This window comes from Enterobacter cloacae complex sp. SYL001 (genome assembly GCF_049237025.1).
GTDB classification, from domain to species: domain Bacteria; phylum Pseudomonadota; class Gammaproteobacteria; order Enterobacterales; family Enterobacteriaceae; genus Enterobacter; species Enterobacter intestinihominis.
On the sequence record NZ_JBMKJI010000001.1, the window covers coordinates 597481 to 610441 of the forward strand.

15 protein-coding genes and 1 pseudogene are annotated in these 12961 nt (G+C 56.3%); 10 read left to right on the forward strand and 6 right to left on the reverse strand.

The features are described from left to right. The first annotated feature begins 36 nt into the window (after positions 1-36). Complete coding sequence (locus ACOTZP_RS02685) at positions 37-858, forward strand: trypsin-like serine peptidase (RefSeq protein WP_023299991.1); 822 nt, start codon at positions 37-39, stop codon at positions 856-858. Between the two features lie 5 nt (positions 859-863). Here the strand turns inward: ACOTZP_RS02685 and mdtI are convergent, their stop codons facing one another. The 3 genes and pseudogenes from mdtI to ACOTZP_RS02700 form a co-directional block, all read right to left on the reverse strand. Beyond that, the gene (gene mdtI / locus ACOTZP_RS02690) at positions 864-1193 is read right to left on the reverse strand and encodes a multidrug/spermidine efflux SMR transporter subunit MdtI (RefSeq protein WP_022647960.1); all 330 of its coding nucleotides are present in this window, start codon (positions 1191-1193) and stop codon (positions 864-866) included. Beyond that, positions 1180-1542, reverse strand: coding sequence for a multidrug/spermidine efflux SMR transporter subunit MdtJ (gene mdtJ, locus ACOTZP_RS02695; protein WP_032624865.1), 363 nt, complete (start codon positions 1540-1542; stop codon positions 1180-1182). Before mdtJ ends, mdtI begins: the two co-directional genes overlap by 14 nt. Positions 1543-1659: 117 nt before the next feature. Next, positions 1660-1830: pseudogene (locus ACOTZP_RS02700) on the reverse strand (hypothetical protein). Between the two features lie 132 nt (positions 1831-1962). On the opposite strand from ACOTZP_RS02700, the gene ACOTZP_RS02705 reads away from it, so the two are divergent. After that, complete coding sequence (locus ACOTZP_RS02705; RefSeq protein WP_271074870.1) at positions 1963-3003, forward strand: AI-2E family transporter; 1041 nt, start codon at positions 1963-1965, stop codon at positions 3001-3003. Here ACOTZP_RS02705 and ACOTZP_RS02710 read toward each other — a convergent pair. Next, complete coding sequence (locus tag ACOTZP_RS02710; protein WP_271074869.1) at positions 3000-3947, reverse strand: zinc-dependent alcohol dehydrogenase family protein; 948 nt, start codon at positions 3945-3947, stop codon at positions 3000-3002. The genes ACOTZP_RS02705 and ACOTZP_RS02710 overlap by 4 nt on opposite strands. After that, on the reverse strand, positions 3940-4974 hold the full coding sequence (locus tag ACOTZP_RS02715; RefSeq protein ID WP_271074868.1) for an LLM class flavin-dependent oxidoreductase: 1035 nt from the start codon (positions 4972-4974) through the stop codon (positions 3940-3942). The genes ACOTZP_RS02710 and ACOTZP_RS02715 overlap by 8 nt, the downstream gene beginning before the upstream one ends. Positions 4975-5182: 208 nt before the next feature. Between ACOTZP_RS02715 and yajD the strand changes: the two genes are divergently transcribed. Then, positions 5183-5530 carry an HNH nuclease YajD gene (yajD, locus tag ACOTZP_RS02720; RefSeq protein WP_006808895.1) on the forward strand — a complete coding sequence of 116 codons (348 nt, stop codon included), beginning with the start codon at positions 5183-5185 and terminating at the stop codon, positions 5528-5530. 67 nt (positions 5531-5597) lie between these two features. Here the strand turns inward: yajD and ACOTZP_RS02725 are convergent, their stop codons facing one another. Next, positions 5598-6044 (reverse strand): hypothetical protein, encoded by a 447-nt coding sequence (locus tag ACOTZP_RS02725; RefSeq protein WP_048966593.1) that lies wholly within the window; start codon positions 6042-6044, stop codon positions 5598-5600. 255 nt (positions 6045-6299) lie between these two features. On the opposite strand from ACOTZP_RS02725, the gene ACOTZP_RS02730 reads away from it, so the two are divergent. From ACOTZP_RS02730 to pqqF, 7 genes are all read left to right on the forward strand, one after another. Beyond that, entirely contained in the window at positions 6300-7319 is a 1020-nt protein-coding gene (locus ACOTZP_RS02730; protein WP_193130087.1) for a dipeptidase, read from the forward strand. Positions 7320-7457: 138 nt separating this feature from the next. After that, the gene (gene pqqA / locus ACOTZP_RS02735) at positions 7458-7529 is read left to right on the forward strand and encodes a pyrroloquinoline quinone precursor peptide PqqA (RefSeq protein ID WP_002905689.1); all 72 of its coding nucleotides are present in this window, start codon (positions 7458-7460) and stop codon (positions 7527-7529) included. A gap of 55 nt (positions 7530-7584) precedes the next feature. Continuing rightward, positions 7585-8502, forward strand: a complete 918-nt coding sequence (gene pqqB / locus ACOTZP_RS02740) for a pyrroloquinoline quinone biosynthesis protein PqqB (protein WP_023306096.1) — start codon at positions 7585-7587, stop codon at positions 8500-8502. Between the two features lie 2 nt (positions 8503-8504). Next, positions 8505-9260 carry a pyrroloquinoline-quinone synthase PqqC gene (gene pqqC, locus ACOTZP_RS02745; RefSeq protein ID WP_193130086.1) on the forward strand — a complete coding sequence of 252 codons (756 nt, stop codon included), beginning with the start codon at positions 8505-8507 and terminating at the stop codon, positions 9258-9260. A 2-nt stretch (positions 9261-9262) separates the two neighbouring features. Beyond that, complete coding sequence (gene pqqD, locus ACOTZP_RS02750; protein WP_003857508.1) at positions 9263-9541, forward strand: pyrroloquinoline quinone biosynthesis peptide chaperone PqqD; 279 nt, start codon at positions 9263-9265, stop codon at positions 9539-9541. Then, entirely contained in the window at positions 9528-10670 is a 1143-nt protein-coding gene (gene pqqE / locus ACOTZP_RS02755; RefSeq protein WP_045308495.1) for a pyrroloquinoline quinone biosynthesis protein PqqE, read from the forward strand. Before pqqD ends, pqqE begins: the two co-directional genes overlap by 14 nt. A 5-nt stretch (positions 10671-10675) precedes the next feature. Next, on the forward strand, positions 10676-12952 hold the full coding sequence (pqqF, locus tag ACOTZP_RS02760) for a pyrroloquinoline quinone biosynthesis protein PqqF (RefSeq protein ID WP_271074867.1): 2277 nt from the start codon (positions 10676-10678) through the stop codon (positions 12950-12952). Positions 12953-12961 lie beyond the last annotated feature (9 nt).

Sequence of the window (12961 nt, forward strand, 5' to 3'; positions counted from 1 at the left end):
TTTTAATAATCATAATTACCCCCACCAGAGTGTGATATGCGTAAATCTGTTGTGTTGTTACTGGGAACGTTTAGCCTTTTTGCAGGCTTTTCACATGCGGATGAGGGCGACGATGACGCCATCAGCGCCAAAGAGGTAAAGACGCTGTTTTTTGGTCATGACGATCGTACGCGTGTCACCGATCCTACCGAAGCGCCCTGGGATGCCATCGGGCAACTGGAAACCGCCAGCGGCAATCTATGTACCGCAACTCTCATAACGCCACGCCTTGCGCTGACGGCGGGTCATTGCCTGTTAATGCCGCCCGAAGGCAAACCGGATAAAGCGATCGCCCTGCGCTTTGTCTCGCAGAAAGGGATTTGGCGCTACGAAATTCACGGTATTGAGGGGCGGGTGGATCCGTCGCTCGGGAAACGCCTGAAACCGGATGGCGATGGCTGGATTGTGCCGCCCGGGGCGGCATCCTGGGATTTCGGGCTGATCGTTTTACGTTATCCGCCGTCCGGGATCGCTCCGCTACCGCTCTTTGATGGTGACAAAGACGCGCTCACCGCCGCCCTGAAAGCCGCCGATCGAAAAGTGACGCAGTCAGGCTACCCTGTTGATCACCTCGATTCGCTGTACACCCATACGGACTGCGTGGTGACGGGCTGGGCGCAAAACAGCGTGCTTTCGCATCAGTGCGATACGCTACCGGGTGATAGCGGATCGCCCCTGATGTTAAAAACCGTTAACGGCTGGCAACTGATTGGCGTTCAGAGTTCTGCTCCGGCAGCGAAAGACCGCTGGCGCGCCGATAACCGAGCGTTAGCGGTGACCGGTTTTCGCGACCGGCTGGAAGCCCTGGCGCAGCAGTAGGTCACTCAGGCCAGTTTAATCATGATCATGCCAGCGAGCAGTAATACCAGCCCTATCCAGCCTTTATGGTTTAAACGCTGCCCGAACATAATCCAGCCTGCCGCCAGCGTGGCGGCAATACCGAAGCCGCCCCACAGCGCGTAGGCCACGGAAAGATCGATGCCTTTCACCGCCTGTGACAGGGCGCTAAACGCCCCCAGAACCGCGGCAATCGATAACAAGCCGTAGGCTTTGCGACGAAAGCCGTCGGAGAACTTCAAAAAGACGTTCGCAATAATTTCCAGAACGATGGCGAAAGCCAGCCAGGCCGCGTGGATCCATTCAAACTGCTGCATGGGTCTGCTCCTTCTGCTGTTTGGCTGGTTTGCGCGTACCCGATTTAATCAGCACGATACCTGCGACCAGGGTCGTCAGCCCGGCAATTTTCATTGTCGTCAGGGTTTCATCAAATATCATGACGCTGAACAGCGTAATCAATAAAATACCAACACCTTCCCACAAAGCGTATGCCACGCCCAGCGCGATTTTTTTAACCGCGAAAGAGAGGAATATATAGGAAAGCGTAATCATGACCAGCATCAAAATAAATCCGGTGCTGCCGTCACTCACGCTCGCCCATTTCATCGACAAGGTGCCGGTAATTTCAGCAACGATAGCCAGAGCTAATAAAATCCAGTAAAACATGTTTTTCTCCTGCTTGAGAATATAATCCATCGAGGCTCGCTGCGAACAGCAAACCAAAAAAGTGGGAATTAAATCAGTTAGCTAAGCGCATAGCGCCAGCTCAGGCAGAAGACGTGACTATAGCGCGGAACGCCAGTGTTGTTCACCGGAAAGCGTGCAGAGGGAGGTAGAAAACAGAGCAGAGTTGTTTGAAAAATACGTCCTGAACAAATTGTCCATAAAATTACAATTATCCGCGGTGTTGCTTCTCGTCTTTGCGGATGAAAATTGTCCTCAGTAGTTGAACACGCCTGATTTGTATCATAAGCCAGGAATTTACTCAAAGCCTTTTCATTTCTTTACCCAGTCTGTTTGATTTTGGTTAGTTTTTTTAATCCGCTTTCCCCTCTATTATAAATAAAAAACTGTTCAGGAACGTCCATGGCCAAACCCATTATCACCCTCAACGGGCTTAAGATCGTCATCATGCTGGGCATGCTGGTGATCATTCTGACCGGCGTTCGTTTTGCGGCCGATATCATCGTGCCTTTTATCCTGGCGCTTTTTATCGCGGTGATCCTCAATCCACTGGTGCAGCGAATGGTGCGGCTACGCATCCCGCGTGTGCTGGCGATAAGCCTGCTTATCAGTATTATTATCGTTGCGATGGTGCTGTTAGTCGCCTATCTGGGAACCTCCCTGAACGAGCTGGCGCGGACGCTGCCGACATACCGCTCTTCCCTGGCGACTCCGCTGCTGCAAATTGAACCCTTGCTGCAACGCGCGGGTATCGAAGTCTCGGTTGAGGAACTGCTTAAATACATCGATCCGAATGCCGCCATGACGATTGTCACCAGCCTGCTGGCACAGCTCTCCAACGCCATGACCTCGATTTTCCTGCTGTTCCTGACGGTTGTGTTTATGATGCTGGAAGTTCCACAGCTGCCTGCAAAACTCCAGCACATCATGGTGCGTCCGGTAGAGGGAATGGGTGCTATTCAGCGCGCGCTCGACAGCGTTTCACGCTATCTGGTGCTGAAAACGGCCATCAGCCTCGTGACGGGATTAGTGGTCTGGGGGATGCTCGCCGCGCTGGATGTGCGTTTTGCCTTCGTCTGGGGGCTGCTGGCCTTTGCGCTCAACTATATTCCTAACATTGGCTCCGTGCTGGCGGCGATCCCCCCTATCCTTCAGGTGCTGGTTTTCAGCGGTTTGTATGATGCCCTGATTCTGCTGGCAGGCTATCTGGTGATTAACCTTGTCTTCGGGAACATTCTCGAACCACGGATAATGGGACGCGGGCTGGGGCTTTCAACTCTTGTTGTGTTCCTGTCCCTGATTTTCTGGGGCTGGCTGCTCGGGCCTGTCGGCATGCTGCTCTCCGTTCCGCTGACAATTATTGTCAAAATTGGCCTGGAGCAGACCGCCGGTGGACAAAGTATCGCTGTACTGCTGAGCGACATGAGCCATAAGGCCGATTAATTGTCCATCGACAGCATAGGCTTGCCCGTTCTTCCCGCTTCGCGGTAGTTGCCCACTGCCCGCTGCCATTCCGACAGCGGGTAGAGGGTAACATCGCTGCACTGGCTGGCGCGCAGTTTAGGCCAGATGCGCCGAAACTCCGCCTGCCACGCCTCAGCGCTCAGCGCGTCCAGATAGTTACGAATGTGAAACCACGCCACGCGCGGCAACGGCCGCTGCTGCCGGAAGGTCTGCCCGGAGAGTAGCCCGTAGCAGACAAAGGTACCGGTTTCGGGCATCACGCTCAGGATCGCCTCCGCCAGGCTGCCGCCCGTGGCGTCGTACACCACCTCCGCTTGCGCGGCGGCAGCGTTGACGGCGGCCGTATCATCTTGCGCAATCGGGACGATCCCCATTTCAGCCAGACGTTGAGCGTGCACGGGCGAGCGATGGATCCCGTAAACCGCCTCTGCACCCGCCTGGCGTGCCCATTGCCCGAGCAGAACGGCGCAGTCAGAACCGGCAGCGGTGAGCAGCACCGTTTTCCCGATCGGAGGATAGCGGTCCAGCATCATCTGAGCGGCAAGCGGGTTGATATACGCCCGCGCGGCAAGAAGCGAGTCGACGTCGTCCGGGACGGGAACCGCATACGCCACCGGGCAGTCGACATAGCGCTGCCAGGTTCCCTGCCCCCGTAACGGCAGGACCCGCTTGCCCAGCAGCGCCGGGTAAGCGGCGGGCGTTTCGGTCACTATTCCGACCCCTTCATAACCGGCTATTGCGGGCAGCGGCGTGCGATGGCGATATGCCCCGGTGATGGGGATGAGATCGGAGGCGTTCACCGGAGAAAAAAGCATGCGCACACGTATCTCTCCCGGCTGTCGCGGTGACAATGGTGTGGTTTCCGCTTGCAGTACCGATTCAGGCTCACCAAACCGGCGATACCAGAGGGCCAGATTACGCATTGCGATCGCGCCATCCCATTTCCGGTGCGACATGTTTCAGGATGGACTCGATCACATGTGCGTTGTATTCCACGCCCAGCTGATTCGGCACGGTAAGCAACAGCGTATCCGCTTCCAAGATCGCTTCATCCTTTCTCAACTGTTCAATCAGCTTGTCTGGCTCTGCGGCATAGCTGCGTCCGAAAATGGCCCGCGTTTTCTCATCCAGATAGCCAACGCTGTCGCTCTCATTGCGGCTTGAACCGAAATACATCCGGTCGCGATCGTCCATCAGGGCAAAAATACTGCGGCTGACCGAAACGCGTGGCTGACGGGTATGCCCTGCCTCGGCCCAGGCCTGTCGGTAGGCACGGATCTGTTTTGCCTGCTGAATATGGAACGGCTCGCCGGTTTCATCATCTTTCAGCGTTGAGCTTTGCAGGTTCATCCCCAGTTTTGCCGCCCATACTGCCGTTGCATTGGAGCCAGCCCCCCACCAGATACGATCGCGTAAGCCCTCTGAATGCGGCTCCAGACGCAACAATCCCGGCGGGTTTGGGAACATCGGCTGTGGGTTAGGCTTCGCAAACCCTTCACCGCGTAATACATCAAGCAGTACCTCAGTGTGACGGCGCGCCATATCAGATTCGTTTTCCCCGTCCTGCGGCACGTAACCAAAATAACGCCAACCATCAATCACCTGCTCCGGGGAGCCCCGGCTGATACCAAGCTGTAATCGCCCGCCGGAGATGAGATCTGCCGCGCCAGCATCTTCCGCCATATACAGCGGATTCTCGTACCGCATGTCGATCACGCCCGTACCGATTTCGATGCGTTTGGTTTTCGCGCCTATCGCAGCCAGCAAGGGGAATGGCGAACTGAGCTGGCGGGCAAAGTGGTGCACGCGGAAATAAGCCCCGTCCGCGCCCAGCTCTTCAGCGGCGACAGCCAGATCGATGGACTGTAGCAGCGTGTCAGCTGCGGTTTGCGTGCCGGACTGGGAAGACGGCGTCCAGTGACCAAACGACAAAAATCCGATCTTTTTCATAGTGGAGTATCCTGATAAAGCATTGCGTTATCCCTACTCTACGCATTAACCGATGAGAATAAATGGTGATTATTTAACGGAATGCTTCAAATAAACTGACAGAAATACGCAAATCGCACGCTGCCTTCCCGCAGAGGAGGCATTCTCCTGGCATCTCAAAATGGGATATAGTGTGAACTATTCTCTTTTTTAACAGGTAACATCAGCAATGGCTCTGATCCCCAAAAACTACGCACGGCTGGAAAGCGGCTACCGTGAAAAAGCGCTAAAAATTTACCCGTGGGTCTGTGGACGCTGCTCGCGGGAGTTTGTGTATTCGAATCTTCGTGAACTCACGGTCCACCATATCGACCACGATCACACCAATAATCCGGAAGATGGCAGTAACTGGGAGTTGTTGTGCCTGTTTTGCCATGACCACGAACACTCAAAGTACACCGAAGCGGATCAGTATGGCACCACCGTTGTCGCAGGTGAGGATGCGCAAAAAGACGTGGGTGTCGCCACGTTTAACCCCTTTGCCGATCTCAAGGCGATGATGAACAAGAAGAAGTAATATCGGCAGCTTTACTGCCCATACCTGCCGTATGGGCAGTCAGAAAGATAAAGGTAATGTATTCCAGTCACAGATTGAACAAGGAGACGGCCTTAATATCGGCTTCAGGATTCACGCGTTTTACAGCCTCTAAAAACGCAGCAAAGTTTTGATTAAACACCGTCAGATTATTATAAAATTGCACCTGTTTTTCACGGGTTCCCTCAAGATAGCTCACAGACCAGATCCGCCTGTTATTTACCACTGTCGAGCCCGGCTTAATTTTTACGATAGCCGCCAGCTCAATTTTACGGGTGACGCTATTTATGACCTCGTATAAATACTGCTCATCATAAAAGTAGGTTTTACCTGACGATCCGCCAAACCAGGAAGGATGGGTAGAGATTTTTTTCATTCCCCGGCTGTCGGCAACGATGCGCTTTGGATGCCGAATACGCCTGATGAAAAAGCGCATCACCATAATCAGTGCCGTGAAAGACAGCACCACGAAAATAAAATTAATGCTCTCCCGCATATTTCGTTACCTGCCACGCATAACTCAAAGTGGCGAAGTATAGCGTAGCCCTGTAGCTCAGGGAACGTACGCGATGCAATCGCAGATGGAACGGGAAATGCTCTTATCTCGCCACGCAATATGATGTGCGGATCTCCTCAGGGTTAAGCGTTATTAACAATTGCTGCTAAGTTGTAAGTTTCTCCTTGCCGGACCGGACAAATCGGTTATCGTGCCAGGCAACTTTCGCAGCAATAAAAAACAGTGGGATGCGCTATGGCGATTTTTGATGGTCACAATGACCTGTTGCTTAATTTATGGCTTCACCATCGCCAGGATCCGGTAACGGCCTTCTTCTCCGGCATTGAGAACGGACACCTCGATTATCCGCGCATGCAGCAAGGCGGATTTTCCGGCGGGCTGTTCGCGCTGTTCGTGCCGCCGCAGGAGTATATCGCCCGCATGGCGCCGCACTACGCCAGCGAGCCGTGGCAACCAATCGACATTCTCTGGCAGCAGTTGACGATCCTCAAGCAGCTTGTCGCACACTCCGATGGACGGGCGCGATTGTGCCTGAGCGCGGCAGATATCGAACGCTGCCGTCAGGATAAGGTGCTGGCGATGGTGGCGCATATTGAGGGTGCGGGCGGTTTTGACGGCGAGGGTGGCGATCTACAGGCTTTCTATGCCGCTGGCGTGCGCAGCATTGGGCCTTTCTGGAACATTGCTAACCGTTTTGGCACCGGCGTTAACGGGGCGTTTCCCGGCAGCCCGGACAGAGGCCCAGGGCTTACAGCAGAGGGTATCGCCCTTATTAAGCACGCTAACGCCCTGAACATGCTGATTGACGTTTCTCATATGAATGAAAAGGCGTTCTGGGATACTGCTCGTCATTCCTCTTCACCGCTGGTCGCCACCCATTCCAACGCCCATACGCTGTGCCCGCAACCGCGTAATCTGACCGATCGGCAACTGCTGGCTATCCGCGACAGCGGCGGCGTGGCAGGGGTCAATTTCGGCAACGCCTTTCTGCGCGCCGACGGTAAACGCGATAGCGATACCCCGCTGAGCACAATCGTTCGCCATATCGACTATCTTATTAACATCATGGGCGAAGATCATGTTGCGCTGGGCTCCGATTTTGACGGCATCACGTTACCTGATGATTTGCATGATGTGAGTGGTTTACCGCGGCTAATCAGCGCGTTGCGTGACAGCGGCTATGATCAATTTGTGCTGAATAAGCTGCTGTGGGGCAACTGGCAAAAGGTATTGCAAAATGTTTGGCAACAATAGGTTACGTTGTAAACATTACGTTAATTCCTTACATCTTTCGGGTTGAGCTTTGCCCCACAGTGACGCATTATTTGATGACAATCACAAAACTGGCACAAACAATGGTGTTGGTGCTGCATTTTTAAAGAGGAAAAAACGATGTGGAAGAAACCTGCTTTTATTGATTTACGTCTTGGCCTGGAAGTGACGCTGTACATTTCCAACCGCTAATCGCTCAGCCCGCCATCCGTGCGGGCATTTCTGTTTTACTACCTGGCCTATCTTCATGTTTATTAAAGTCCTCGGTTCCGCCGCCGGCGGCGGTTTCCCTCAGTGGAACTGTAATTGCGCCAACTGTCAGGGTTTGCGCAACGGTACCCTTCAGGCGACCCCCCGCACCCAGTCGTCGATCATCGTCAGCGATAACGGCGAAGAGTGGATACTGTGTAACGCCTCGCCCGATATCAGCCAGCAGATTGCCCATACGCCAGAATTGAATAAGAAAGAGGTTCTGCGCGGCACGCATATTGGCGGCATTATTCTCACCGACAGCCAGATTGACCACACCACCGGGCTGCTCAGCCTGCGCGAGGGGTGTCCGCATCAGGTATGGTGTACGCCAGAGGTGCATGAAGATCTTTCCAGCGGATTCCCGATTTTTACCATGCTCCGGCACTGGAACGGCGGCCTGATTCATCATCCGATCGCACCGCTCACCGCCTTTAGCGTGGAAGCCTGCCCTGATTTGCAGTTTACCGCTGTCCCCATCGCCAGTAACGCACCGCCCTATTCGCCGTGGCGCGACCGCCCGCTGCCGGGGCATAACGTGGCGCTGTTTATCGAAAACCGCCGCAACGGTCAGACGCTGTTCTACGCGCCGGGTCTCGGTGAACCCGATGACGACATCCTGCCGTGGCTTAAAAAAGCGGACTGTCTGCTGATTGACGGCACAGTCTGGCAGGACGATGAACTGCAGGCCGCTGGCGTCGGGCGCAATACCGGCCGCGATATGGGCCATCTGGCGCTCGGCGATGAACACGGCATGATGGCGCTGCTGGCCTCACTGCCGGCAAAGCGCAAGATTCTGATTCACATTAATAACACTAACCCGATCCTTAACGAGCAGTCGCCGCAGCGTCACGCCCTCACGCAGCAGGGAATTGAAGTGAGCTGGGACGGGATGACCATCACGCTTCAGGACTAACTATGCACATTCGCGAAACGCTCTCGCCGCAAGAGTTTGAACACGCCCTCCGGGCGAAAGGCGCCTACTATCATATTCACCATCCGTACCATATCGCGATGCATAAAGGCGAGGCCAGCCGCGAGCAGATCCAGGGCTGGGTGGCGAACCGGTTTTACTACCAGACGACGATCCCGCTGAAAGATGCGGCCATTATGGCGAACTGCCCGGATCCGCACACGCGTCGCAAATGGGTGCAGCGGATCCTCGATCACGACGGCAGCAACGGTCATGACGGCGGGATCGAAGCCTGGCTACAGCTGGGCGAAGCCGTAGGGCTTAGCCGCGACGACTTAATCAGCGAACGCCACGTGCTGCCCGGCGTTCGTTTTGCCGTGGACGCTTACGTTAACTTCGCCCGCCGCGCCAACTGGCAGGAGGCGGCATGCAGTTCGCTCACCGAACTGTTTGCCCCGCAAATTCATCAGTCGCGTCTCGACAGCTGGCCGCAGCACTATCCGTGGATCAAAGAGGAAGGCTATTTTTATTTTCGCAGCCGCCTCAGCCAGGCCAGCCGCGACGTTGAACACGGTCTGGAGCTGGCGAAGAGTTACTGCGATAGCGCAGAAAAGCAGAATCGGATGCTGGAGATCCTTCAGTTCAAACTCGATATCCTGTGGTCGATGCTCGACGCGATGACCATGGCCTACGCGCTACAGCGTCCGCCTTATCACACGGTCACCGACAAAGCGGCCTGGCACACAACCCGACTGGTATAAGCATGCAAAAAAACTCCATCGTCGCTTTTCGTCGCGGCTATCGCCTGCAATGGGAAGCCGCTCAGGACAGCCATGTCATCCTTTATCCGGAAGGCATGGCTAAACTCAATGAGACCGCGGCCGCAATCCTCGAACTGGTCGATGGCCAACGCGACGCGGCGGCCATCATTGCCATACTCAACGAACGGTTCCCGGAAGCCGGCGGCGTGGATGACGACGTCGTAGAATTCCTGCAAATCGCTTATCAACAGAAGTGGATTATTTTCCGTGAGCCAGAATAAACCCACCGTCAATCCACCGCTGTGGCTGCTGGCGGAGCTGACCTATCGCTGTCCGCTACAGTGTCCTTACTGCTCTAACCCGCTGGACTTTGCCCGGCAGGATCAGGAGCTGACCACTGAACAGTGGATTGAGGTTTTCCGCCAGGCGCGGGCGATGGGCAGCGTGCAGATAGGTTTTTCCGGCGGCGAACCGTTGACGCGTAAAGATCTGCCGGAGCTGATCCGCGCCGCCCGCGATCTCGGTTTTTATACCAACCTGATCACCTCGGGAATTGGCCTGACGGAAAGCAAGCTCGACGCGTTCAGCGAGGCCGGTCTGGACCATATCCAGATTAGCTTCCAGGCCAGCGATGAAGTGCTCAACGCTGCGCTGGCGGGGAATAAAAAAGCCTTCCAGCAGAAGCTGGCGATGGCCAAAGCGGTCAAAGCGCGCGATTACCCGATGGTGCTGAATTTCGTCCTGCACCGGCACAACATCGACCAGATCGATAAAATCATCGAGCTGTGCATCGAACTGGACGCCGACGACGTCGAACTTGCCACCTGCCAGTTCTACGGTTGGGCGTTCCTTAATCGTCAGGGGCTTCTGCCGACGCGGGAACAGATTGCCCGTGCGGAACGCGTGGTTGCCGACTATCGGCAAAAAATGGCCGCCAGCGGCAATCTGACCAACCTGCTGTTCGTCACCCCTGATTATTACGAAGAGCGACCAAAAGGCTGTATGGGCGGCTGGGGGTCGATTTTCCTCAGCGTGACCCCGGAAGGCACGGCGCTGCCCTGCCACAGCGCGCGCCAGCTACCGGTGGAGTTCCCCTCGGTGCTTGATCAGAGTCTGGAATCCATCTGGTATGACTCTTTCGGCTTCAACCGCTATCGCGGGTTTGACTGGATGCCGGAGCCGTGCCGCTCCTGCGATGAAAAGGAGAAGGACTTCGGCGGCTGCCGCTGCCAGGCCTTTATGCTCACCGGGAATGCGGATAACGCCGATCCGGTGTGCAGCAAATCGCCGCATCATCATAAAATTCTGGACGCGCGACGCGAAGCAGCCTGTAGCGATATGAAAATCGGCCAGCTTCAGTTCCGCAACCGCACCCGTTCTCAGCTTATCTATAAAACCCGGGAACTGTAACGATAATGACCCCCCGCATCGTGGAGCTGGCAGGCGGTTTACGCGCAACGCTGGTGCATCAGCCGCAGGCGACACGCGCGGCGGCGCTGGCGCGCGTGAGTGCCGGAAGCCATCACGAGCCACCGCGCTTCGCCGGTCTTGCGCATTTACTTGAGCACCTGCTGTTCCGCGGTAGCCAGCGCTATCAGGGTGACGATCGACTCATGGCCTGGGTCCAGCGTCAGGGCGGTAGCGTCAATGCCACCACGCTGGCTCGCCACAGCGCATTTTTCTTCGATGTGGCCGCCGATAACCTGTCCGACGGCGTCGCACGACTGCGGGATATGTTGCAGGCGCCGCTGCTTTCATGCGATGACATACAGCGCGAAGTGGCGGTCATTGATGCGGAAAACCGGCTCATCCAGCAGCATGATTCCGCCAGGCGCGAAGCGGCGGCACGCCACGCGATGGAAGAACCCACAGTTTTTCGCCGTTTTCAGGTAGGTAGCCAGGATTCTCTGGGGCAGGACCCGGGATCGCTGCAAACCGCGTTGCGCGACTTTCATCGGCGCTATTATGTGGCCGGACATCTGCAATTGTGGCTGCAAGGGCCGCAAACGCTGGATGCGCTGGCCGAGCTTGCCCATACGTTTGCGTCCGGTTTTGCTTCTGGTGGCATGCCTGAAACCGCTCCCCCGTTGCGTCTTAGCGCTGAAGCAGATTTTCAGCTGGCAGTGACAGAGCGACCCGCACTGTGGCGTTGTCCGTTAATTCGAAAAAGTGACAATGTCACCTTATTTCGGGAGTTTTTACTGGACGACGCCCCCGGAAGCCTGATTGCCGGGCTGCGGGCGCGCGGGCTGGCAGAAGATGTCGCCCTGAACTGGCTTTATCAGGATAACGATAACGGATGGCTGGCGCTAACGGTTGATAGCGAACGACCCGAGGAGGTTGACCCGCATATTGCCCACTGGCTACGGGCGCTACAGCAAACGACGGATGAGCAGCAGCGGCATTATTATCGGCTGGCACAGCAGCATTTCAGCGCCCTGCCGACGCTGGAGCAGCTGCGCCAGCGGGCGTTCGGTTTTGCGCCCGGTGCGGCGCCCGTAAGTTTTTCCGCCTTTTGTGCCGATTTACTGGCGGCGCCCACCTCGTATCTGGCCTGCAAAAAAATTGAAACCGCTGAAATTATCACCAGCCAGGGGTTTGCTCTGCCGCTTAGCCATTGGCGTCGCCAGCCGGTTGCAGATGATAGCCCCATCGCGTTCTCCTTCTACCCGCAGACTGCCAGGTATGTTACGCCAGCCCCGACGTCAGAAGCCGCTCCGCTGCTGCATTTGTCGGCGCAGACACAACCGCCAACGCTGATCCTGCGCAGGCCTTTTTATTCGTGCGTGGAACGGGCGCAGGGGGTGGCGATGGGCAAACAGTTACGCCCTCTTCTTGCTGAACTGCGCCATATTGACGGCAGCGGCGAGTGGCAAACGGTTGACGGTAGCTGGCAGCTCACCCTGCGGCTACCTGACGCCGTAGCTACGGCGGAACACATCATCGGGGCGATAATCGATCGCCTCTCCCACCCCGCCCCGGCTCTTACGCCAGTGCCAGAAGGCATTGCCATCCGTGAGCTGCTTCAGCAATTGCCTGAACGTCTGGCATCGGATCCGCCACGAGACGGCTGGCTGGCGGCGCTAGTTGGCGGCAGCGTCGCACACGCGCACGGGTTAGCCCGGCAGCTTGGCCTGCTCCGGGCGGCGGTTAACGCTAAGCCGACGCCATTAAGAGGTTGTCCCGGCGGGATCGAACACATTCCGCACGCCAGCGCGGATTCGGCGCTGCTGGTGTTTATTCCCCTGCCGCCGGGCGCGTCGCTCGCCGCGCTGCGGCTGCTGGCGTTATGCTGCGAACCGCAATTTTTCCAGCGCCTGCGCGTGGAACAGCAGATTGGCTACGTGGTCAGCTGTCGTTATCAGCGTATTGCCGATCGCGATGGCCTGCTGCTGGCGTTACAGTCGCCTGACCGCTCTCCCGTGAACCTGTTGGGTTGCTGCAAACAATTTTTGCGTGAGCTGACGCTGTGCGATGTGACGGCGTTCAGCGTATTGCGACAGCAGCTGGCGACGCAAATCCTGTCACCGATGAATGCCAGCGCCACGGCAGTAGCCGCCCTGCGCCAGCGCTATGGTTTACCGGTGTTAACGCCGCAGGCTGTTGATGCCCTGCAACTTGACGAGATAATCGCACTATGGCGCGAGATGACTCGCCATCGCCGTCGCTGGCGGGTGCTTTTCACGGGCTGACCGGACCCG